Annotated in this window: 25 protein-coding genes; 13 read left to right on the plus strand and 12 right to left on the minus strand. The window is 57.3% G+C overall.

Annotated features, from left to right (window positions below; translation table 11 throughout):
• Window positions 1-6: 6 nt before the first annotated feature.
• Genes AC2FNC_RS04225 through AC2FNC_RS04240 form a run of 4 tightly spaced genes read right to left on the minus strand, consistent with a single transcriptional unit; the run spans window position 7 to window position 2235 of the window.
• On the minus strand, window positions 7-627 hold the full coding sequence (locus tag AC2FNC_RS04225) for a LysE family translocator (RefSeq protein WP_496714681.1): 621 nt from the start codon (window positions 625-627) through the stop codon (window positions 7-9).
• Window positions 624-1223, minus strand: coding sequence for a metallophosphoesterase family protein (locus AC2FNC_RS04230; protein ID WP_480622959.1), 600 nt, complete (start codon window positions 1221-1223; stop codon window positions 624-626). The genes AC2FNC_RS04225 and AC2FNC_RS04230 overlap by 4 nt, the downstream gene beginning before the upstream one ends.
• The gene (locus AC2FNC_RS04235; RefSeq protein ID WP_480604678.1) at window positions 1220-1987 is read right to left on the minus strand and encodes a uracil-DNA glycosylase; all 768 of its coding nucleotides are present in this window, start codon (window positions 1985-1987) and stop codon (window positions 1220-1222) included. Before AC2FNC_RS04235 ends, AC2FNC_RS04230 begins: the two co-directional genes overlap by 4 nt.
• The gene (locus AC2FNC_RS04240; protein ID WP_496714682.1) at window positions 1921-2235 is read right to left on the minus strand and encodes a hypothetical protein; all 315 of its coding nucleotides are present in this window, start codon (window positions 2233-2235) and stop codon (window positions 1921-1923) included. The genes AC2FNC_RS04235 and AC2FNC_RS04240 overlap by 67 nt, the downstream gene beginning before the upstream one ends.
• 509 nt (window positions 2236-2744) lie before the next feature.
• Here AC2FNC_RS04240 and AC2FNC_RS04245 point away from each other — a divergent pair.
• The 7 genes from AC2FNC_RS04245 (at window position 2745) to AC2FNC_RS04275 (ending at window position 7383) form a co-directional block, all read left to right on the plus strand.
• Window positions 2745-3680 carry an aspartate carbamoyltransferase catalytic subunit gene (locus AC2FNC_RS04245; RefSeq protein ID WP_267366053.1) on the plus strand — a complete coding sequence of 312 codons (936 nt, stop codon included), beginning with the start codon at window positions 2745-2747 and terminating at the stop codon, window positions 3678-3680.
• Entirely contained in the window at window positions 3677-4195 is a 519-nt protein-coding gene (locus AC2FNC_RS04250; protein WP_480558742.1) for a hypothetical protein, read from the plus strand. Before AC2FNC_RS04245 ends, AC2FNC_RS04250 begins: the two co-directional genes overlap by 4 nt.
• On the plus strand, window positions 4180-4566 hold the full coding sequence (locus AC2FNC_RS04255) for a hypothetical protein (RefSeq protein WP_480474974.1): 387 nt from the start codon (window positions 4180-4182) through the stop codon (window positions 4564-4566). The genes AC2FNC_RS04250 and AC2FNC_RS04255 overlap by 16 nt, the downstream gene beginning before the upstream one ends.
• The gene (pyrC, locus tag AC2FNC_RS04260; RefSeq protein ID WP_496714683.1) at window positions 4563-5843 is read left to right on the plus strand and encodes a dihydroorotase; all 1281 of its coding nucleotides are present in this window, start codon (window positions 4563-4565) and stop codon (window positions 5841-5843) included. The genes AC2FNC_RS04255 and pyrC overlap by 4 nt, the downstream gene beginning before the upstream one ends.
• Window positions 5843-6448, plus strand: coding sequence for a glycerol-3-phosphate 1-O-acyltransferase PlsY (gene plsY, locus AC2FNC_RS04265; protein ID WP_480604672.1), 606 nt, complete (start codon window positions 5843-5845; stop codon window positions 6446-6448). Before pyrC ends, plsY begins: the two co-directional genes overlap by 1 nt.
• The gene (locus AC2FNC_RS04270) at window positions 6445-6714 is read left to right on the plus strand and encodes a hypothetical protein (protein WP_480604670.1); all 270 of its coding nucleotides are present in this window, start codon (window positions 6445-6447) and stop codon (window positions 6712-6714) included. The genes plsY and AC2FNC_RS04270 overlap by 4 nt, the downstream gene beginning before the upstream one ends.
• Before the next feature lie 192 nt (window positions 6715-6906).
• Window positions 6907-7383: a YHS domain-containing (seleno)protein gene (locus AC2FNC_RS04275; RefSeq protein WP_480486578.1), complete on the plus strand. Its 477-nt coding sequence runs from the start codon at window positions 6907-6909 to the stop codon at window positions 7381-7383.
• Between the two features lie 141 nt (window positions 7384-7524).
• Here the strand turns inward: AC2FNC_RS04275 and AC2FNC_RS04280 are convergent, their stop codons facing one another.
• Window positions 7525-8508, minus strand: coding sequence for a quinone oxidoreductase family protein (locus AC2FNC_RS04280; protein ID WP_480554249.1), 984 nt, complete (start codon window positions 8506-8508; stop codon window positions 7525-7527).
• Window positions 8509-8701: 193 nt separating this feature from the next.
• Between AC2FNC_RS04280 and AC2FNC_RS04285 the strand changes: the two genes are divergently transcribed.
• Window positions 8702-9559 (plus strand): DUF2189 domain-containing protein, encoded by an 858-nt coding sequence (locus tag AC2FNC_RS04285; RefSeq protein ID WP_480474962.1) that lies wholly within the window; start codon window positions 8702-8704, stop codon window positions 9557-9559.
• 30 nt (window positions 9560-9589) lie between these two features.
• Here the strand turns inward: AC2FNC_RS04285 and AC2FNC_RS04290 are convergent, their stop codons facing one another.
• Complete coding sequence (locus tag AC2FNC_RS04290) at window positions 9590-10576, minus strand: NAD(P)H-quinone oxidoreductase (RefSeq protein WP_496714684.1); 987 nt, start codon at window positions 10574-10576, stop codon at window positions 9590-9592.
• Window positions 10577-10637: 61 nt separating this feature from the next.
• A complete protein-coding gene (locus AC2FNC_RS04295) occupies window positions 10638-11330 on the minus strand; it encodes a COQ9 family protein (protein ID WP_480494363.1) in 693 nt (230 codons plus the stop codon).
• Window positions 11331-11441: 111 nt separating this feature from the next.
• Between AC2FNC_RS04295 and rpsU the strand changes: the two genes are divergently transcribed.
• Window positions 11442-11648, plus strand: a complete 207-nt coding sequence (rpsU, locus tag AC2FNC_RS04300; protein WP_005614280.1) for a 30S ribosomal protein S21 — start codon at window positions 11442-11444, stop codon at window positions 11646-11648.
• Window positions 11649-11945: 297 nt separating this feature from the next.
• Window positions 11946-12953, plus strand: a complete 1008-nt coding sequence (locus AC2FNC_RS04305) for a CAP domain-containing protein (RefSeq protein WP_496714685.1) — start codon at window positions 11946-11948, stop codon at window positions 12951-12953.
• A gap of 48 nt (window positions 12954-13001) precedes the next feature.
• Here AC2FNC_RS04305 and ppk2 read toward each other — a convergent pair whose 3' ends face one another.
• Window positions 13002-13919: a polyphosphate kinase 2 gene (gene ppk2 / locus AC2FNC_RS04310; RefSeq protein WP_209506639.1), complete on the minus strand. Its 918-nt coding sequence runs from the start codon at window positions 13917-13919 to the stop codon at window positions 13002-13004.
• A gap of 273 nt (window positions 13920-14192) precedes the next feature.
• Here ppk2 and AC2FNC_RS04315 point away from each other — a divergent pair, with 273 nt between their 5' ends.
• The gene (locus AC2FNC_RS04315) at window positions 14193-15032 is read left to right on the plus strand and encodes a CPBP family intramembrane glutamic endopeptidase (RefSeq protein ID WP_480622967.1); all 840 of its coding nucleotides are present in this window, start codon (window positions 14193-14195) and stop codon (window positions 15030-15032) included.
• A gap of 3 nt (window positions 15033-15035) precedes the next feature.
• On the opposite strand, the gene AC2FNC_RS04320 is transcribed toward AC2FNC_RS04315, so the two are convergent.
• Complete coding sequence (locus AC2FNC_RS04320) at window positions 15036-15494, minus strand: Lrp/AsnC family transcriptional regulator (RefSeq protein WP_209506641.1); 459 nt, start codon at window positions 15492-15494, stop codon at window positions 15036-15038.
• A 135-nt stretch (window positions 15495-15629) separates the two neighbouring features.
• On the opposite strand from AC2FNC_RS04320, the gene ald reads away from it, so the two are divergent.
• The gene (gene ald, locus AC2FNC_RS04325; protein ID WP_480554253.1) at window positions 15630-16748 is read left to right on the plus strand and encodes an alanine dehydrogenase; all 1119 of its coding nucleotides are present in this window, start codon (window positions 15630-15632) and stop codon (window positions 16746-16748) included.
• A 161-nt stretch (window positions 16749-16909) separates the two neighbouring features.
• On the opposite strand, the gene AC2FNC_RS04330 is transcribed toward ald, so the two are convergent.
• Together AC2FNC_RS04330 and mscL are read right to left on the minus strand one after the other, a co-directional pair.
• Window positions 16910-17698, minus strand: coding sequence for a mechanosensitive ion channel family protein (locus tag AC2FNC_RS04330; protein WP_480624757.1), 789 nt, complete (start codon window positions 17696-17698; stop codon window positions 16910-16912).
• A 130-nt stretch (window positions 17699-17828) separates the two neighbouring features.
• Window positions 17829-18257, minus strand: a complete 429-nt coding sequence (gene mscL / locus AC2FNC_RS04335) for a large conductance mechanosensitive channel protein MscL (RefSeq protein WP_480474950.1) — start codon at window positions 18255-18257, stop codon at window positions 17829-17831.
• Window positions 18258-18400: 143 nt separating this feature from the next.
• Here mscL and AC2FNC_RS04340 point away from each other — a divergent pair, with 143 nt between their 5' ends.
• Window positions 18401-19099, plus strand: coding sequence for a glutathione S-transferase family protein (locus AC2FNC_RS04340; protein WP_496714686.1), 699 nt, complete (start codon window positions 18401-18403; stop codon window positions 19097-19099).
• Window positions 19100-19146: 47 nt separating this feature from the next.
• On the opposite strand, the gene AC2FNC_RS04345 is transcribed toward AC2FNC_RS04340, so the two are convergent.
• A complete protein-coding gene (locus tag AC2FNC_RS04345) occupies window positions 19147-19596 on the minus strand; it encodes a YtoQ family protein (protein WP_480554255.1) in 450 nt (149 codons plus the stop codon).
• Window positions 19597-19635: the final 39 nt, after the last annotated feature.

The raw sequence follows: 19635 nt of genomic DNA on the forward strand, positions 1-19635 counted from the left end.
GTGGTGTCAGGCCCTTTCCAGAATGGCAAGCCGGACCGCAAGGGCCGCAAAAATGCCCCCTGTAATCCAGCCCAGAATACGTGAGGCGCGCGGATTCGAGACCAGATGGCGCCCCGCGCTTCCGGCGAAAACACCAACCAGCCCGTTCACGACGAACCCACCGATGCCGATGATTGTGCCGAAGATCAAAAACTGCATCAGGACCGACCCCCGCGACGGGTCTACAAATTGCGGGATAAAGGCCAGAACGAACAGAATAACCTTGGGGTTCGTCAGATTGACAAGCATCCCATCCCGAAAGGACAACCGAGCCGGTTTGACGGGGGCCTCGGCCGACACTGCGCCATTTCGAACAGCACCCCAGGCAAGATACAACAGGTATGCAACACCAACCCAGCGAATGACATCGAACAGCCATGGCAAGGCCGCAACCGCCGCGCCAAGGCCCAGCCCAGCCAGAAGGACCTGTATCATTCCACCCGCGGAAATTCCGGCACTTGCGGCAATTGCAGCGCGCGGACCTGATCGCAGGCCCTGACCGAAACAGAACATCATATCCGCGCCCGGTGTCAGGTTCAGCGCCAGCGCAGCGGGAATGAAGGCAAGCAGCGTTACCGTCTCGATCATACGGCGACCTCGAACCAGTTTACCTTGGGACCGAGATTGGCGATCCGGGTGCGGCCAATCGAGCCGCGATAACCCCAGCTGTCGTGAATATGGCCGCAAAACGTGAAACGGGGCTGTATCCTTTCGATCGCGTTCCGGACAGCGACCGAACCAACAGCCATACCTTGCGAGGTCACATCCCCATGACCCTTGGGCGGTGAGTGCGAGATCAGGATATCCGCTCTGTCACAGCGCGCCAGCAGTTCGGCGGCCTCACCCTCGGTCAGATCACAGGACCAATCACCAAACGGTGTGGGTGGAACACCGTAGCCGAGTCCGAACAGGCGCAATCCATCCACTGTCATTCCCGTTCCATGCAGAACATGCACACCCTCGGGCACAGCTTTGCCCAGATCCTCTGCGCTTTCGGCATTCCCGGGTATCAGGACCAGGGGCGCTGAAACGCCCGAAAGCATCTGCATCGCTTCGTCCAGACCCAGACGCATGTTACAATAATCCCCGGCGCCAATAACCAGGTCGGCATCAGCGCTGGCCGCCACCAGATCAGCGGCGCGATTGCGCGCCATGTGAAGATCGGAAAACGCCAAGACCTTCATGACTCACCTCGCAGCCGGGCTTTCAACTCCAGCAGATCAGCCCAGGCCTGACGCTTCATTTGCGGCTGGCGCAGCAAATAAGCTGGATGAAACATCGGGATCACAGGCAGGTCCAGCGCCTGATCCCACTGGCCGCGCAATCGGGTAATCCCGCGCTTGCCCAGAACGGCCTGACAGCTGATATTACCCATCACCACCAGCACCTCGGGCCGGGCCAGCGCCACGTGACGTTCCAGGAACGGCTTCATCATCCCGATTTCTTCGGGCTTTGGGTCACGGTTCTGTGGGGGCCGCCATGGCAGCACGTTTGTGATATAGACGTTCTGCCTGCGATCCAGATCAATCGCGGCCAACATGCGATCCAGCAACTGGCCCGCGCGCCCGACAAAGGGCTTGCCCTCGCGGTCTTCGTCGCGGCCCGGAGCCTCACCGATGATCATCACCCGCGCACCGGGCGTTCCATCAGCAAAAACCATCTGCCGCGCCCCGCGCTTCAGCTCGCAGTGATCAAAAGCTTCCATCGCATCGCGCAGCTGATCCAGTGACCCCGCCCCCTTGGCCGCTGCTTGCGCAACCGTTACCGGGTCGATCTGTCCGGGCTTTGACGGGGTGGTTGCCGCAACCTCTGCCTTCTTGGGCTTTGGTGACGTATCCGGCACCGAATATCGATCAACCGGAGCGTCCCCGATTGCCTCGGTCACGCCCAGTTCGACCTGCCATTCCAGCAGGGCCCGTGCAGAGTAATAGTCCAAGCCCGATTCCATATGGGTAATTTACCTGCCTGAGGGCTGATGGAAAGCGAATTGGGCTTGATCGGTCGCTCTGCCGCGTCGACCATCAGGGCACGATGCTCAGAACCTTGCGAATCCTCCTGATCGGGCTTGGACTGGTGCTTACCGGCAATCCGGTATTGGCGACGTTCCACAACGAACAGGGCCAGTGCCGTGCGGGCCAGTTCAAATGCGGCACCACCTGCTGTTCCGGCGGTCAAAGATGCAGCTTTGATGGGCACTGCATACCGCTGGGCGGCACCTATTGCGGTGGCGGGCGCAGTTGCGGTCCGTTTGAACGCTGCGTTGCCGGAGGAGCGAGCTGTGCACCCACAGGCGCGAACAAATGCACATCGCGTCTGGATTGCCCCGGTGACAGTTTTTGCAATGGGCGCGGCGAATGTGAACGGATCACACCAGATCCGGGTACAGCCCCCCCCACAATATGCGAGGATGGCCGCACTTGCGCGCGCGGCGCGTCCTGCTTGCCGGGTGGGGGTTGTTCCCGCCCGGGATGGTTCCTGTGCGAAGAAACAGGCTCGCAGTGCCGTCCGGGATTCAAATGCTCGACCCATCAGGGTTGCGTGCCGATCAAAGCCATCGACTGTGGATACGGCAAATGGTGCAAACCGGGTGAACAATGCCTGCCAGAAGGCGGCTGCGAAAAACTGCCAGAGGGTTCTGATCCCTAGGTTGCTTTGCCCCGCGTGGCTTTCTATAAGCGGCCCGATTGTCAGACAGGAGCCCGCCCATGCGTTTCGCCCATCGTCACCTTCTTGGCATCGAGCATCTGTCGCAATCCGATATCACCGAAATTCTCGACCTGGCCGAAACCTATGTCGACATGAACCGCCAGTCGACCAAACATTCGGACGTGCTGTCGGGGCTGACCCAGATCAACATGTTCTTTGAAAACTCAACCCGAACGCAGGCAAGCTTCGAACTGGCTGGCAAGCGTCTGGGCGCGGACGTGATGAACATGGCGATGCAGGCCAGTTCGATCAAAAAGGGCGAGACGTTGATCGACACTGCGCTGACCCTGAACGCGATGCATCCCGACCTTTTGGTGGTGCGTCACCCGCATTCAGGCGCGGTCGATCTGCTGGCGCAAAAGGTCAACTGTGCTGTTCTGAACGCAGGCGACGGGCGGCATGAACATCCGACACAAGCGCTACTGGACGCGCTGACGATCCGCCGCGCAAAAGGTCGCCTGCACCGTCTGAACATCGCCATTTGCGGCGATGTCGCGCACTCCCGTGTTGCACGCTCGAACCTGATCCTGCTGGGCAAGATGGAAAACCGCATTCGTCTGATCGGCCCGCCCACACTCGTGCCGTCGCAATTCGCCGAGTTCGGGGCCGAGGTATATGACGACATGAACGAAGGCCTCAAAGACGTCGATGTGGTCATGATGCTGCGCCTTCAGAAAGAACGAATGGATGGGGGCTTCATCCCGTCAGAACGCGAGTACTACCACCGGTACGGCCTGAATGCGGAAAAACTGGCGCTGGCCAAACCCGATGCCATTGTCATGCACCCCGGCCCAATGAACCGCGGGGTTGAGATCGACGGAACCCTGGCTGATGACATCAATCGATCCGTTATACAGGAGCAGGTGGAGATGGGGGTCGCTGTCCGGATGGCCGCCATGGACCTTCTGGCCCGCAACCTGCGCGAGGTTGCATGAACAATCTGAAGGTCGCCCCCCATGAACGCGGCGTCCTGCGCCTGTTCACGATGGACATGCGCCCAGAAGAGGCAAAGTTCCTGCGCGAACCGGGTGCCGCCGATCAGGTGCTTGGCGTCGACGGGCTGGACCCCGAGCAGATCGACATCTTTCCGGTGTCCGACCTCGAGGAACTTGGGCTTTACGGCTATCTGAACGAAGGGTGTGGCGTGTCCGAGGATCAGTTGGACCGTGCCGCGCTGGCGCAGATCGGCGGATGGGTCATGGTCCTGCGCAGCGCAGCGTTCAAAGACCAGACCATGACACTTGAACCCGATCCCCGGCTGCACCTGACGGGCCTTTTCACGGAAGAGGCAACCAATTGGACCGGCGGAACGATCGAAACCGAAAGCGCCAGACCTTTCTCGGCCCCGCAAACCGCGCCGGTTGACAACAAACCGCTCCGCATAGGCTCGGCTGTTATGGCATTGGTAGTACTTTTGATCACCGGAGGGATTCTATGGCTGATCCTGTAGTCTTTGCCCCGGACAAGGGCGCGTATATCCGCACCAATGCGTGGCTTGCGGCCGCTGCCATGGCCGGTGCAATGGCTGTGTTGTGGTTGACCGGCAACCCTTATGTCTGGACCGGAGCACCTGCTGGCCTCGCCGCTATCGGCATCCGCGCGTGGTATCTGGCATCGGAAGAACTGGCCGCAAACTGGAAGATGACCGACACTTTGTTGACCGGTCCCGGCGAGCGAAAAGTTGCGCTGAATCAGATCGAGGCGGTCAAAACCATGGGCAGTTTCGTGCAAGTCGTTACCAAGGGCGGAGACAAACACCTGATCAAGTATCAGGCCGATCCCGCCGCCACGAAGGCCGCCATCGAAAGGGCTGTTCCATGAATACCGTTCTTTTCACCAACGCACGCCTGATCGACCCCGAAGCGGGAGCAGAGTCAACTGGCTGGTTGCAGGTGAACGATGGCCGGATTACCGCCCGAGGCGAAGGAATTGCTCCGAGTACGGAGGGGCATATCGTAGATTGCAACGGCAAGTGCCTCGCCCCTGGCATCATCGATATTGGCGTCAAGGTCTGTGAACCCGGTGAACGTCATAAGGAAAGCTATCGGTCAGCAGGACTTGCTGCCGCGGCTGGCGGTGTCACGACGATTGTCACCCGACCAGATACTCTGCCAGCAGTCGACACACCGGAAACGCTGGAATTCGCGACACGCCGGGCGCAGGCCGATGCGCCGGTCAATGTTCTGCCGATGGCTGCCCTGACCAAAGGGCGCGAAGGGCGCGAGATGACCGAAATCGGGTTTTTGTTGGACGCGGGCGCGATCGCCTTCACCGATTGCGATCACGTCATCACCAATACAAAGGTGTTTTACCGCGCCCTGACCTATGCAAAGTCCTGTGGCGCGCTTGTGATAGCCCATCCGCAAGAGCCGGGGCTGAGCGCCGGGGCCGCGGCGACCAGCGGCAAGTTCGCAGCATTACGCGGCCTGCCTGCGGTTTCGCCAATGGCGGAACGAATGGGGCTGGACCGCGACATTGCCCTGTTGGAGATGACCGGCGCCGCCTATCACGCCGACCAGATCACCACGGCCCGGGCGTTGCCTGCACTGGAGCGCGCCAAGCGCAATGGGCTGGACATAACCGCAGGGACGTCGATCCACCACCTGACGTTGAACGAGCTTGACGTTGCCGACTATCGCACCTTCTTCAAGGTCAAACCACCGCTGCGATCAGAAGATGACAGGCAGGCGGTTATCGAAGCCGTTCGCACCGGGCTGATCGATATCATCAGCTCGATGCACACTCCTCAGGACGAAGAAAGCAAACGCCTGCCGTTTGAAGAAGCGGCCTCGGGTGCGGTCGCGCTGGAAACGCTTCTGCCCGCGGCCTTGCGCCTGTATCACGCGGGCCAGCTGGATCTGCCGACGCTGTTTCGGGCCATGGCCCTTAACCCGGCCAAGCGGCTTGGACTGGACAGCGGTCGCCTGTCGAAAGGCGCACCAGCCGATCTGGTTCTGTTCGACCCGGATGTGCCTTTTGTGCTTGATCGGTTTGCACTAAAATCAAAATCTCAGAACACTCCATTTGACGGCCAGCGGATGCAAGGTAAGGTCATTTCGACTTATGTGGCAGGTAGTGAAGTGTTCCGGAGACCCTGATGCCCCCAATCGACAACTCGACTAGCGAACTGCTCCAATGGGCGGTGGTTGGATACCTGATGGGCTCCATTCCCTTCGGCTTGTTGCTTGCCAAGATCATGGGGCTGGGAAATCTGCGCGAGATCGGGTCCGGCAATATCGGGGCGACAAATGTCCTGCGCACCGGCAACAAGGCCGCTGCGGCACTGACCTTGCTGTTTGACGCAGGTAAAGGCGCGGCGGCCGTTCTGATTGCACGTGCCTATGCGGGTGAAGATGCGGCCCAGGTTGCCGCTCTTATGGCGTTTCTGGGCCATTGCTTTCCGGTTTGGCTGAGCTTCAAGGGTGGCAAGGGCGTGGCGACCTTTCTGGGACTTTGGCTGGCACTGGATTGGCGCGTTGGTGTTGCCTGCTGCCTCACCTGGCTGGTCGCGGCGGCAATCTGGCGGATATCCTCGGTTGGTGCACTGGCAGCTGCTGCGCTTTCCACAACCTGGTTGTTGTTGCTGACAAACGGGACTACATTTATCCTTGGGATAATTCTGACACTTCTTGTCTACTGGCGGCACAGCTCGAACGTTGCGCGGATCAAGGCCGGAACGGAACCCAGAATCGGAAAACCGTGACTGCGTCAGACGCGTTTCTGTCTGCCCTTATTGCACTGCCGTTGGGCAGTTTCACCGGAACCTCCAGCGGTCGACGCTATGTTGTTGTGCGTCAACAAATGGCGCATGGTAAATCCCACAAGCTGGTTGCGCACGAGCTAGGCGGAACCGACTATATTAGCCTGAACCTGTATCAGACCCAGGGCAGCGGCGCGTTGCTTCGACCCTGTGAAATGCCCGCACACAAAGTCATCGCATTTGTCCTGAACCTAAGGCCGGATACCTGAGGCGGCTCGGCAAAAAAGAACAGTGGCTCTATCACCTGCGCACAATCACAATTCATTGTTTTGAACGTGATCAGCCCGCTTCCCAAATCGCTATCGTGACGGTCAATTACGGGCCACACAGGACAACAATCTGGGCCTTACGGCGGCAATTATTGCGGTGCTGAACGGGCTCATTTCACGAAAGGTGAAGCAATGAACAAGTTTAAATCTCTGATCAGTGGCGTGGCACTGTCTGTCACGTTGGCAACCTCCGCACTGGCGGCTGGCGTCGAAATTAACGCAAGCTCGACTGGTCTGGCCATGCAGGGCTATGATCCGGTGGCGTACTTCACCGCTGGCGAAGCGACCAAGGGCGATTACCGCATTACTGCATTGCACGATGATGCACTGTACCGGTTTTCGTCGGAAGAAAACAAAGTAGCCTTTGAAGCCAATCCTGATGCATATCTGCCCGCATATGGCGGCTATTGTGCCTTCGGCGCGGCCATGGGCTTTAAATTCGACGGCGACCCGAACCACTGGAAGATCGTTGACAACAAGCTGTATCTGAACCTGTCCAAAGACATTCAGGAGCGCTGGGAAGGCGACATCCCGGGTTTCATCGAAAGCGCGAGCGCAAACTGGGAAACGATTGCTGAAAAATCCCCGGCAGAGCTGCAATCGCAGTAAAACCTGATTATTTCAGGCACAGCGGCGGCGGGTTTTCCGCCGCCGTATGTTATTGAAGACCTCTTGCCCTTCCCATTCAGCGCATCAAGTGTCCCAATTCAATGGGCAATATCGTTTGGATACTGCGTTACAGGTCCAGAGTTACAGGTCCAGAATTGTGCTGCCAGTCGTTTGCCGCGCCTCAAGCGCACGATGCGCATCAGCAACCTGATCCAAGGCAAAACGCTGATCGACATGGACTTTGACCTCACCCCCCTCGACTTTGCCAAACAGGCGACGTGCCATTGCCTGACACACCGCATGATCCGCGATATGAGTAAACAACGTGGGCCGGGTGATCTTGAGCGAGCCTTTCTGGCCCAGAACCCCAAGGTTGAACGGTGGAACCGGGCCCGAGGCGTTGCCGAAGGAAATCATCATGCCCAGCGGTTTCAGGCAATCCAGTGATCCTTCGAACGTGTCCGCTCCGACCGAGTCCATCACCACGTCTACGCCCTGACCCTTTGTAATCTCAGCCACGCGTTCTGCGAAATTCTCGGACCTGTAATTGATGCAATGCGCGGCCCCGTTAAACCGCGCAAGGCTGCATTTCTCGTCACTCCCCGCCGTTCCGATCAAGGTGATGCCTTCGGATTTAGCCCATTGGCATGCGATCAGCCCGACCCCGCCAGCTGCCGCATGGAACAGGACCGTATCACCCCGTTTCAATGGTGTGGTCCGGTGAAATAGGTATTCAACCGTCAGACCTTTCAGCATCATCGCTGCACCGGCTTCGAATGTGATGCCATCCGGTAGCGGGCAAACCTGCGCAGCGGGCATCACGCGCGCCTCACAATAAGCACCGGGCGGGGCTGCGGCGTAAGCGGCCCGCTGCCCCGGCTGAAGGTGGGTCACCCCATCCCCAACCGCCTCAACGGTTCCCGCCGCTTCCATGCCTAAAGCATGGGGAAGATCAAGGGGATACAGGCCGGTGCGTTGATATACGTCGATGAAGTTCAACCCGCAGGCCTGATGCCGAATACGTATCTCACCCGGACCGGGGTCACCTACAGGCCTGTCTTCGATCCGCAAAACCTCAGGCCCACCAAATTCGTGAATCACAACCGTTTTCGCTGTTTTCTGCATCCTGACCTCCTCTTGCCTGCCATCAAGCTAACATGACTGTGACACAGGGCAATCCGTCCGATGCCGGAGTATTGATCCAGATTTCGAAAATTTATGTTATACTGAGGCATGGCGTTGCCGGTTGGGCCGGCCACGGGCAACTGAATGCCGGATCCGTTCCGCGGCGCAAGTCTCGCCAGGGAAGGGTGAAGAAATGGCTAAGACAATCGGAAACCCGATCAGCTGGGCGGCCCAGGCTCTGGGCGCCACAGGTGACCACGTTACAGAAAGCGTCTCGCAACTTGGCAGTGCAGATCCAACGCAAGTGCCAATGGTGCAGACCTTGACCCTGCAAGACCTACGCGCCTGCCTGAGGGCGGGGTATCAGGATTTTCTCGAAACCCGAGCGGATGTGGTGTTCATTGTCCTGGTATACCCGGTTGCCGGGCTTTTGATGTTCGGCTTTGCCCTGAATGCCAACCTGGTTCCGCTTCTGGCCCCTCTGGTCGCTGGCTTCGCGCTGATCGGGCCAGTTGCGGCCGTGGGCCTCTATGAGATCAGCCGCAAGCGTGAACAGGGCAGCGAGGTTCACTGGCTGGACGCATTTGGTGTGCTCCGCTCGCCGTCATTCGGAGCAATTCTGGTTTTGGGGTTTTACCTTGTGATGCTGCTGCTGCTTTGGCTGATGGTGGCACAAAGCATTCACACCTACACGATGGGCCCCGAGGTTCCAGCGTCGCTCAGCGCATTTGCCACGCAGGTGTTCACGACCTCCGCGGGCTGGACGATGGTCATTGTTGGAACAGCGGTTGGATTCGTTTTTGCGCTTTGCGCACTGGCGATCAGCGTCGTCAGTTTTCCCTTGCTGCTGGACCGTAAAGTAGGCCTGCCGGTTGCTGTTGTGACATCATTCAGGGTGCTGCGTCACAACCCCGGCGTCATTCTGACCTGGGGATTCATCGTAGCGGTGCTTTTGTTCCTGGGAGCTTTGCCACTGCTGTTGGGGCTTATCGTGGTGATGCCCGTTCTGGGTCATGCCACGTGGCATCTGTATCGCCGCGCCGTTGCGTGAACGCGCGGGACACGCCCGCGCATTCTAAATTCAACCCGCGATCTTCAGAACAATCTTGCCAATATGACCCGAGCTTTCCATGCGCGCATGGGCGGCGGCGGCTTCGGTCAGATCAAACTCGCTGTCCATCACGGGCGCAACTTTTCCGGCATCCAACAGAGGCCAGACAGCTTCGCGCAGGTCCTGCGCGATTTGCGCCTTGGCCAGATCACTTTGTGGGCGCAAGGTGCTGCCGGTCAGGGTCAGGCGCTTGACCATCATCAGGGCAAAGTTCAGCTCGACCACAGGCCCTTGCAGAAACGCGATTTGCACCAGCCGCCCATCTTCGGCCAGGGCCTTGACGTTGCGGGGGATGTAATCACCGCCGACCATATCAAGAATCAGGTTTGCCCCACCTTCGGCGCGCATGGCTGCTACGAAATCCTCGTCGCGATAGTTGATCGCTTTCTCCGCGCCCAGCTTGATGCAAGCCTCACATTTCTCATCCGACCCAGCCGTGGAGAAAACGCGCGCGCCAAAGGCATTGGCCAGTTGGATTGCCGTCGTACCAATACCGCTGGACCCACCGTGAACCAGAAAACGTTCACCTGCCCTCAACCCGCCACGCATGAACACGTTGGACCAGACTGTAAAGAAGGTCTCGGGAAGACACGCTGCCTCTTTCATTCCCATACCCGCGGGCACAGGCAAACAATGAGCCGCTGGGGTCGAAACGTATTCCGCATAGCCACCGCCGGGCAACAGTGCGCAGACCTGATCACCGACAGACAGTCCTTCGACCCCCGCACCGACCGAGACCACTTCGCCCGAAGCTTCAAGCCCCGGCAGGTCACTGGCGCCCGGCGGCGGATCGTAAGCGCCCGCGCGTTGCAAAGCGTCGGGGCGGTTCACCCCGGCATAGGCCACTTTCAATACAACCTGTCCGGCCCCCGGCTTAGGGATAGGACGTTCGGTCAGCTGCAAAACATTGGGACCACCCGGTTGAGTGATCTCAACAGCACGCATCATCTGGGTCATAGGCACCTCCTTTGCCCAATGCCTAACAGGCATCAGAGGCAAGGCCCAGCACCAAGACGCGTTACTTTCGGGGGTTCAACATGCCAGGCAGATCATCCCGCATCTTGGCCGGCGCCCTCACCTGACCCGCCAGCCAGTTCGGAACTGCAAGAAAGGGTTTCAACACCGGGTTGTCACGCACCTGAGCCTTGAGCTTTTCGAACTCCATGACATTTGCGATCCGGCGATCCAGAAACTCCCACGTGCGCTGATGGTCAGGGCTGTCATCACCCAGCCAGAACAGCAAGGTCGAGGAATAGACCCCCGACAAGGTTGCCCGTTTGGTATACCAGTTCACATCTTCCGACGTATCGCCCAGCGCGTCCCATATCAGGTCGCAGGTCTGCCATAAGGCCTTGGCTCCATCGGCCGCATATGCTGGCAGGGAAAACAGCGTCATGCCCCGGCGCACCAGTTCTTTGTCTTCAACAGCCTGCAACCGGAACCGGACCGCAGCGGCAATCTTATCGCGGAATTTTAGACCGCTCATGTCCTCGGACCTGAGGCGGTCCAGCATCACCTGATCGCCGCGCGCATGAAAGGCCAGTGCCAGATCAACCGCCCCGCGCGGGCAAATTGCACGTGCCAAACCGTCATCCAGACCACAATCGGAAACCGAGGCGCGAAAGCTGGTTTCCGACCAGCCGTCGAAAGGAACATGATTCAGCATCGCGTCCAAAAGCTGCCGTTTTGCATCTTCATATGTTGTGGTCATGACGGTTCTCCGGTTGTCAGGTCCAGTACTAGACAAGTTAGGGCGGCTTTGCTATACGGCCAACTCCTGCAATTTCCTTGCAACTCTATCTAGAAAGGTGGTGACAACCACATGCAGGTTAGTGTTCGCGACAATAACGTCGATCAGGCGCTTCGTGCCCTGAAGAAAAAGCTGCAGCGCGAAGGCGTGTTCCGTGAAATGAAGCTCAAGCAACATTTCGAGAAACCGTCCGAGAAGAAAGCGCGCGAGAAAGCTGAAGCGATTCGCCGTGCCCGTAAACTGGCGCGCAAGAAAGCCCAGCGCGAAGGTCTGCTCTGAGATCTTTGATTTCGTCCAGCTTTGGATGACACTATTTGACGACCCCCGAGGCATGGCCCGGGGGTTTGTCGTTTCCGGGCTCGGATACAATCCGCCGACTCGTGGTTCAGGTTGTGCGGCAAGCTGCCATTTCCGTACAGGCAGTGTTTTGCCCGGCGCTTTGCAGCGCAGCGAATCTCGTCTCGGTAGCATCGGGCCGCCAAAACTCGCCTAAATTGCGCCGCCCTCTATCACCCGCGACGTCCCCGCCTCTAAGTGAGCCCGTCCGCAAGGACACAAACACAAACGGAGGCAAATATGTCGACTGCAAGTACATACGAACGCGAGATGCTGGCGCTGATAAACCAGGAGCGCACATCCCGCGGTCTCAACCCGCTGCAACTTGAAACGCAGCTGAACGACTCGTCCGAAGATCACAGCACCTGGATGCTGAATACAGACACCTTCAGCCACACCGGTTCAGGCGGTTCCAGCGCAACCCAGCGGATGCAAAACGCGGGGTTCGATCTTGAAGGAAGCTGGCGCACCGGGGAAAACATCGCATGGCAGTCCGAACGCGGCGCGCCGGGTATCAGCGACGATGTCGCCCAGTTGCATCAAAACCTGATGAACAGTCCGGGTCACCGCGCCAATATCCTGAACCCGGATTTCAAGTATGTCGGGATCGGGATCGAAACCGGTGACATGCAGGGCTTCGATGCGGTGATGGTCACGCAAAACTTTGCTGCGACTGACGCGGCTGTCATGCTGGACAACGGCAATACAAACACACCGCCCGTTCCCCCGACAACACCGGATGAAGTTGCAGAGCCAGAGGAACCGGAAACCGAAACCCCAGATACTGACGTCACCGTGACCGAAGAACCGGAACCTGAAACCCCCGGTACCGAGGAACCAACACCCGAAACACCGGACACTGACGTAACCGAAACTGAAGAACCGGAACCTGAAGCGCCCGATACTGACGTAACCGAAACCGGGGAACCGCAACCTGAAACGCCCGATACCGAAGTCGTTGATGGCGGTGAGCCGGAAGCCTTCTGCTTTGACATTCAGGCCTTCCTGGATGAAATCGCCAGCTTCCTTGAAAACCTGCAAGCGCAGTTTGACGAGTTTGATTGGGCCGACGACATGAATGGCGGCACTGATGTGGCAGATGTCGACGACGTCGATATCATGCCGACCCTAGATACCACCCCGGAGACCGAGATTGAGCCTGTCGACACCGAAACATCCGAAGACGATAGCTGCGATGTCTTCATGATCAATATCTTCACCCATGACTGCATGATGGATGCAGCCTGATCACTTGAAATTGTGCGAGGTCGGCCCTGCCGACCTCGCATGCGTTGCTCAGTAGATCTTTGGAACGTAAAGCTCGTCTGGCAAAACCCGCCGCTCGTATTCAGGATTGTACCGCCGGTCCGGCAAATTGACCTTTTCCTGTGGCACGTCTTCGTAGGGAATTCTGGTCAACAGATGCTCGATACAATTCAGACGTTCGCGTTTCTTGTCATTGCCCTCAACGATATACCACGGTGCTTCGGGTATGTTGGTTCGGAACAACATGTCTTCCTTGGCCTTCGTATACGCCTCCCAGCGAATACGGGATTCAAGATCCATCGGTGACAGTTTCCACTGTTTCATCGGGTCGTGAATACGCATGAGGAACCGCAGTTGCTGCTCTTCATCCGTGATCGAAAACCAGTATTTCAGCAGAATGATCCCTGACCGGACCAGCATCCGTTCAAATTCGGGAACGTCCTGAAAGAACTGTTCAACCTGGTCCTCGGACGCAAAGCCCATCACACGTTCAACCCCTGCCCGGTTGTACCACGAGCGGTCGAACAACACGATTTCACCGGCCGCAGGCAGATGCGGCACGTAGCGTTGAAAGTACCATTGGCTCTGCTCGCGGCGACTGGGCGCTGGCAGGGCAACCACACGGGCGACACGGGGGTTCAGACGCTGCGTGATCCGTTTGATCACGCCCCCCTTGCCCGCACTGTCACGGCCTTCAAACAGGATACAAACCTTGGCACCAGTGTGCTGCACCCAATCCTGCACCTTGATCAACTCGGCCTGCAATCGCAGCAGGTTTCGGAAATAGACCTTGCGATCCAGCATTTCGGGGTGCTGGTCCCGATAGATTTTGCGGACTTCCATGGACAGCATAGGCTCGCTGAACTCGATCTCGAAATCTTCGTCCAGCGTGTCTTCCAACTCGGCCTCAAGCCAGTTCTTGGTGCCCCCATCGTTTTCGTAAGCCAAGATCAGCTCCTTCTCAGTCATCGGGTTCGAACCATATCGGGCCTGTGTAACCGCCTGATGTCATCAGGTAAATTGAAGCCGATCCGTTGCAGCAGTCTCAATCGGAAATCAGCGTCTGGACGGGTATATGGTCTTTTACCCGAATGTGTACGTCTGGCCCAAAGGATACAAGCACAAGAATTGACACAAGGCATCAGTCGCGCGCTTTCTAGTTGCTTGCATTGCCTTGTTTTTGTGCGGCATGACTGGGGCCACAATTCAGACGAGAACGCCGTGACGTTATTCTTTTCGACATTGCCTGTCATCTGGCCCTGGCTGATCCTGATCACAGCGCAAGTCGCGGCGATGGTGCGTCGAACTGGCCTTGCGTTTGCCCTGCTGGTTCTGTTCGTCAGTGTTGCTTGGGTTGCCGGGCTGATGTCACCGACAGCAATCGTGGCGGTGGCGCTTGGTCTGATCGTGGCCTTCTTCCTCCCACGCCAGACAGGTCTGCTCGCTATCGCAGGGCATACGCTGTTGATCCTGTGGTGCCTGGCATTGGGGGCACATCTGTTCCCAGGGTTCAACAATTTGAAACTGCTGGATCAGGTGCAGGCAAGTGTTTTCAGCACAAGTTTCACACTGCACCTGAATCTGGACAAACCCATGGTCTTCTTTGCTGTTCTTCTGGCCAGGCCCGGAATGCTGAACAGCGCAATCCAGACCAGAATAAGACCTTTGCTAGCGGGTTTGCTGATTTTGCCTGGCCTGTTTCTGCTGGGTCTATCGCTGGGCGCGGTGCGCTTGGACCTCTCAACCCCTTATTGGTGGATGGTATTTTGCCTGTCCAACCTATTTCTGACTTGTCTTACGGAAGAGGCGTTCTTTCGCGGCTACTTGCAGTCGGCCATTACCTCGCGCCTTGGAGTAACAGGCGGTCTGGTCTCCGCCAGCCTGCTGTTTGGATTGGCGCATATCGGCGGAGGACCCGCGCTTGTAGTATTCGCAGCCCTTCTCGGGCTGGGGTGCGGGTTGGGATATTATGCTACCGGTCGGCTCTGGGTGCCTGTTGCGATGCATTTCGGGTTTAACCTGACCCACCTGCTGCTGTTCACCTATCCCGGCTCATTATGACGGTCAGACCGGCAAGGCCGTGGTCTTGAACACGGTACGCAACGCAAATGAGCTTTGCATCTGCGCCACCCCCGGCAAGCGCGACAGGTATTGCCGGTGGATACGCGCAAAATCTTCTGTATTTTCCGCCACAACTTTCAGAATGTAATCTGCGGTACCTGCCATCAGATGACACTCCAGCACATCCGGTATTCGGGCCACCGCCTTTTCGAACACATCCAGAACCTCTTCGGCCTGACCTTGTAACGTGATTTCGACAAAAACGGTGGTTGGCACGTTCATTTTCCGCGCATCCAGCAGAGCCACGTAGTTGCGGATATAGCCGTCAACCTCCAACCGTTGAACGCGGCGGTGGCACGCAGACGGAGACAGGTTGACCTGTTCAGACAACTCGGAATTCGACATTCGGCCATTCTTCTGAAGTGCGGCCAGAATCTTTCGATCGGTCGTGTCCAGGCTCATTCCTGCAATTCCTTTGCGAGTTTTTTGAATAGTACGGGAAATTCTTCCAAAGAAAAGTCCATTAGCACGTTTTCTTTCACAGAAATTGCGCCACGAAATGCACATAATTTAAGCAGCTTATGAACGGAGAGCCCAATGAAAATCGGTTGCCCCAAGGAAATCAAACCTCAGGAATTCCGCGTCGGGATGACGCCCAATGCCGCTCAGGAAGCGGTTGCACGCGGACACCAAGTCCTGATCGAATCCGGTGCAGGCATCGGCGCAGGTTTCGACAATGACGCCTATGTTGCAGCAGGCGCGCAAATCGTTGACACCGCAGAAGAGGTGTTTGCCACCGCTGACATGATCGTCAAGGTCAAGGAACCTCAGGCGGTTGAACGCAAGATGCTGCGTGAAGGGCAGTTGCTGTTCACCTATCTGCACCTGGCTCCGGACCCGGATCAGACGCACGACCTGCTGGAGTCGGGCTGTACCGCAATCGCCTATGAGACCGTAACGGATGCTAACGGCGGTCTGCCGCTGCTGGCACCCATGTCCGAGGTCGCCGGTCGGCTGGCACCTCAGGTTGGATCCTGGACCTTGCAGAAGGCAAATGGTGGCCGTGGGGTTCTGATGGGCGGCGTTCCCGGCGTTGGCCCGGCCAAAGTAGTTGTGATTGGCGGCGGCGTCGTCGGGACACATGCGGCCAAGATTGCCGCCGGAATGGGGGCTGATGTCACCGTTCTGGATCGGTCACTGCCGCGTCTTCGCTATCTGGACGATGTCTTTGGCGGAACTTTCAAGAACCAGTATTCGACAGCGGGCGCCACCGCTGAACTGATCCAGGACGCTGATATGGTCATCGGTGCTGTTCTGATCCCCGGCGCTGCCGCACCGAAACTGGTGTCGCGTGCTCAACTGTCGACGATGAAACCCGGCGCAGTACTGGTGGATGTCGCCATCGACCAAGGCGGGTGCTTTGAAACGTCAAAAGCCACCACCCATGCCGACCCGATCTACAATGTCGATGGTATCATGCACTACTGTGTGGCCAACATGCCGGGCGCTGTTGCGCGCACCTCGACCATCGCACTGGGCAATGCCACGATGCCGTTCATGCTGTCGCTGGCCGACAAGGGATGGAAACAGGCATGTCAGGACGATCCGCACTTGCTGGAAGGTCTGAACGTTCATGCTGGCAAACTGACCTACTATGCCGTTGGCAAGGCCCTTGGCATCGACGTCGTTTCGCCAAATGTGGTGGTCAAATCGTAAGTGCCTCCACTCCTGAAGTTGCCTGGTGATGGTAATTCTCAGGGTGGCGCGTTCGGTACCGAACCGACGGCTTTCACAAAAAAGGGCACCGCGTTTCTACGCGGTGCCCTTTTCAATACGCGGACGGTATGAAAGACTGTCAGATCATTGAGCGCCAGCCGTCACCCCTGTTTTTGAATTTCGACCGAATGTGGATACGGAATCGAAACACCTTTGGCGTCAAACGCCTCTTTCACCACTTTCGTAAGCTCGAACTTGACGTCCCAGTAATCGGCTGCCGCACACCATAGCCGCGCAGTCAGATCGACCGAGCTGTCACCCAGATTCGTGACCCGCACCCAGGGTTCAGGGTCGCTGTGAATGCGCTGGTCGGCCTTGGCCACATCCAGAATGATCTGCATGGCGGTATCTGCGCTGTCCCCGTAATCAATTCCAAACACCAGATCGACACGTCGTGTGTCATGGGCTGAATAATTGGTGATGATCGACCCCCATGCCTGACCGTTTGGAACAATGATCTGCACATTGTCGGGGGTCACAAGCTCGGTCGTGAACAGGCTCAGGTCCATAACGGTTCCTGCCGTGCCACCGATATCCACATACTGTCCAAGCTTGTAGGGCCGGAAAACCACCAACATTACACCGGCCGCAAGATCACTCAACGTACCCTGAAGTGCCAACCCGACAGCCAGCGAGGCAGCACCCAGAATGGCGACGATACTGGTGGCTTCTATCCCGAAGATCCCTAGAACGGCGACCAGAACTATGGCCAGAATTGCCCACTTGATCACACTGGCGGCAAAATTCCCAAGTGTCGGGTCGATCTGTGGTGTTTTGTTGATCCGGCGGCGTACTACACCCGCGATCGTTCGGGCGGCGATCCAACCCAAAACAAGAACGATCAGAGCTTTCGCTGCATTCAAGGCAATGGGCAAGTATTGATTGGCCATACCAATCGCCTGCTCGGCCAAGTCGGCGGTTTGTTCCATCTCGAATTTCCTCGTGTTTTCTGTTCGGCAATTCTAATAATACAGGCTCCGCGATTGGTGCGGAGCCCGATGTCGCGATGAAACGACAGGCCTACTTCTTCAAAGCGTCCCGGATTTCCATCAGGATGTCCAATTCGCTAGGACCTGTGGGGGCTTCTTCAGCCGCTTCTTCCTCTGCTTCGGCCGCGTCTTTGACCTTGTTCACCATTTTTACCAGCATGAAGACAACCCAGGCGATGATCAGGAAATTGATGATCGCCATTATGAAAGCACCATAGGCAAAGACGGATGCGCCTGCTTCACGTGCCGCTTCAAGGCTCGCACCTTCGGCCACATCGCCTGCCAGAACGGCGTAGTTGTTCGTAAAGTCGATACCCCCTGTGAACAATCCAATAAGCGGATTGATCAGGTCGCCCACCAACGAGGTAACAATTGCGGTAAATGCGGCACCGATAATGATACCGACCGCCATGTCCATGACATTGCCCTTGGCAATGAACGTCTTGAATTCTTCCAGCATAGCATCCCTCTTGCTTTTTTAAGACCACGCCTCTGTTCACGCATGAGCGCATAGGAATTGTGCGTTAAACGCATGAAGAAGGGTATGTTTTTTAGGGGAAAGCCACCCTACTTTTCCCCAAACGGCATTACTCAGGAGGTTTCATGTCTCAACTTACGCCTTTTTTTGTAACCGACAGATGGCCTGCGACGGACCCCAGCGTCCTTCAACTTTACTCCTATCCAACGCCAAACGGCGTCAAAGCCTCGATCATGCTTGAGGAAACCGGCCTGCCCTATGAGGCGCATCTGGTGACACTGGCAGATGCTGATGTCAAAAGCTCTGAGTTCCTGTCGCTGAACCCGAACAACAAGATCCCGGCGATAATCGACCCCGACGGTCCGGATGGCGTGCCGCTGGCCCTGTTCGAAAGCGGTGCCATCCTTCTGTATCTGGCCGAGAAAACAGGTAAGTTCCTTGGCCAAAACGCGGCAGACAAGCACCGGATCACACAATGGCTGATGTTTCAAATGGGCGGCATCGGGCCAATGTTTGGCCAGCTAGGCTTTTTCTACAAATTCGCAGGCAGCGCGATAAAAGATCCGCGACCGCGCGAGCGTTACATCAACGAAGCCAAGCGCCTGCTGAACGTGGTGAATACGCAACTGGAAGGACAGGACTGGATCGCGGGCGAGTATTCCATCGCGGATATCGCTCTTGCTCCGTGGCTGAATGCACTGGATTTCTATGGTTCTAAGGATGTTGTTGACTGGGACGGTTATTCCAATGTCGTCGCTTATGTCGATCGTTTCTTCCAACGCCCAGCGGTTCAGCGCTGCAAAGCCATACCCGCACGAGACTGATAACAGTTAAAAGAAATGGGGCGCCAAACCGGCGCCACTTTTATCGATCAGCCGGGCAGAGCGCCTGTCAGCACGTAACGCAGAATTTCGACCACCTGAACGGGTTCTTCCGCCACAGCCAACGCGGCGGCATCAACCTCTTTCAGCGCGTGCTGGTGATCCGAGCCATGCAGAACGATGATCGACTTGCCCAATGCTGCAGCATAACCCGCGTCAAAGGCGGCGTTCCACTGCTTGTATTTGTCGCCAAACCTGACGACGACAACATCCGCATCTGCAATCCCCTTGCGGGTCCGGATCGCATTGACCATCGCTCCCTTGTGGTCGTGCCAATACTTGTTCGGCTCGGCCCCCAGAATGGCCACACCACAATCATCACTAGCCGCGTGATCGGTAACAGGGCTGTTGAAGGTCATGTCCAAGCCTTGCGCCCCATCGATGATCTGTTCACGCCAGTCAGTGTGGATTTCTCCGGAGAGATAAACGTTCAGGCCCATGGCAAACTCCGCTGTTGTTTCCGACCAATTTAAGGGTCC

This window comes from Ruegeria sp. BHSA123 (genome assembly GCF_059613425.1).

Excerpts from the sequence above, each read along its gene's own strand:
- AC2FNC_RS04290 (WP_496714684.1), bottom strand. The coding sequence starts at position 10,576 with ATGACCCAGATGATGCGTGCTGTTGAGATCACTCAACCGGGTGGTCCC.
- AC2FNC_RS04305 (WP_496714685.1), top strand. The coding sequence starts at position 11,946 with ATGTCGACTGCAAGTACATACGAACGCGAGATGCTGGCGCTGATAAAC.
- AC2FNC_RS04295 (WP_480494363.1), bottom strand. The coding sequence starts at position 11,330 with ATGACCACAACATATGAAGATGCAAAACGGCAGCTTTTGGACGCGATG.
- plsY (WP_480604672.1), top strand. The coding sequence starts at position 5,843 with ATGCCCCCAATCGACAACTCGACTAGCGAACTGCTCCAATGGGCGGTG.
- AC2FNC_RS04230 (WP_480622959.1), bottom strand. The coding sequence starts at position 1,223 with ATGAAGGTCTTGGCGTTTTCCGATCTTCACATGGCGCGCAATCGCGCC.
- ald (WP_480554253.1), top strand. The coding sequence starts at position 15,630 with ATGAAAATCGGTTGCCCCAAGGAAATCAAACCTCAGGAATTCCGCGTC.
- AC2FNC_RS04320 (WP_209506641.1), bottom strand. The coding sequence starts at position 15,494 with ATGAGCCTGGACACGACCGATCGAAAGATTCTGGCCGCACTTCAGAAG.
- AC2FNC_RS04250 (WP_480558742.1), top strand. The coding sequence starts at position 3,677 with ATGAACAATCTGAAGGTCGCCCCCCATGAACGCGGCGTCCTGCGCCTG.
- AC2FNC_RS04235 (WP_480604678.1), bottom strand. The coding sequence starts at position 1,987 with ATGGAATCGGGCTTGGACTATTACTCTGCACGGGCCCTGCTGGAATGG.
- AC2FNC_RS04330 (WP_480624757.1), bottom strand. The coding sequence starts at position 17,698 with ATGGCCAATCAATACTTGCCCATTGCCTTGAATGCAGCGAAAGCTCTG.
- AC2FNC_RS04345 (WP_480554255.1), bottom strand. The coding sequence starts at position 19,596 with ATGGGCCTGAACGTTTATCTCTCCGGAGAAATCCACACTGACTGGCGT.
- AC2FNC_RS04285 (WP_480474962.1), top strand. The coding sequence starts at position 8,702 with ATGGCTAAGACAATCGGAAACCCGATCAGCTGGGCGGCCCAGGCTCTG.
- mscL (WP_480474950.1), bottom strand. The coding sequence starts at position 18,257 with ATGCTGGAAGAATTCAAGACGTTCATTGCCAAGGGCAATGTCATGGAC.
- AC2FNC_RS04340 (WP_496714686.1), top strand. The coding sequence starts at position 18,401 with ATGTCTCAACTTACGCCTTTTTTTGTAACCGACAGATGGCCTGCGACG.
- AC2FNC_RS04280 (WP_480554249.1), bottom strand. The coding sequence starts at position 8,508 with ATGCAGAAAACAGCGAAAACGGTTGTGATTCACGAATTTGGTGGGCCT.
- rpsU (WP_005614280.1), top strand. The coding sequence starts at position 11,442 with ATGCAGGTTAGTGTTCGCGACAATAACGTCGATCAGGCGCTTCGTGCC.
- AC2FNC_RS04225 (WP_496714681.1), bottom strand. The coding sequence starts at position 627 with ATGATCGAGACGGTAACGCTGCTTGCCTTCATTCCCGCTGCGCTGGCG.
- AC2FNC_RS04255 (WP_480474974.1), top strand. The coding sequence starts at position 4,180 with ATGGCTGATCCTGTAGTCTTTGCCCCGGACAAGGGCGCGTATATCCGC.
- AC2FNC_RS04245 (WP_267366053.1), top strand. The coding sequence starts at position 2,745 with ATGCGTTTCGCCCATCGTCACCTTCTTGGCATCGAGCATCTGTCGCAA.
- AC2FNC_RS04275 (WP_480486578.1), top strand. The coding sequence starts at position 6,907 with ATGAACAAGTTTAAATCTCTGATCAGTGGCGTGGCACTGTCTGTCACG.
- pyrC (WP_496714683.1), top strand. The coding sequence starts at position 4,563 with ATGAATACCGTTCTTTTCACCAACGCACGCCTGATCGACCCCGAAGCG.